Annotated in this window: 1 protein-coding gene; it reads left to right on the top strand. The window is 58.1% G+C overall.

Annotation, left to right across the window (positions count from 1 at the left end):
* Positions 1-284: c-type cytochrome biogenesis protein CcmI (gene ccmI, locus AB9F29_RS22405; RefSeq protein ID WP_369757313.1), on the top strand; the 284-nt coding region annotated here is incomplete at both ends.

The raw sequence follows: 284 nt of genomic DNA, 5'->3' as shown, positions 1-284 counted from the left end.
GTAGCCAGCGGCACCCTTGCAGAAGAGGACGCAACCCGCACAAGAACCGAAGTCTCTCGGCGCTTGCTGGAAGCAGACAAACGCGCACAAAACGCCACTGTTTTGCCACAGGCCCCCAAGGGTGCAAGTTATGCGGTGGCCGCATTGATCGTGGCGCTTTTGTTTGGCGTGGGTGGATATATTTACGCGGAATTGGGCGGCGCAGGTAGCGCGGATGAACCTTTGGCCGAACGATTTGCCGAGGCAAACGAGGCCTATGAAAACCGCATGTCCCAACGCGAAGC

The sequence above is a fragment of the Falsihalocynthiibacter sp. S25ZX9 genome, assembly GCF_041205405.1.
Classification (GTDB): Bacteria; Pseudomonadota; Alphaproteobacteria; order Rhodobacterales; family Rhodobacteraceae; genus Falsihalocynthiibacter; species Falsihalocynthiibacter arcticus.
Note: the sequence above shows the minus strand (reverse complement) of the source record. Positions and strands in the feature narration are given on the sequence as shown.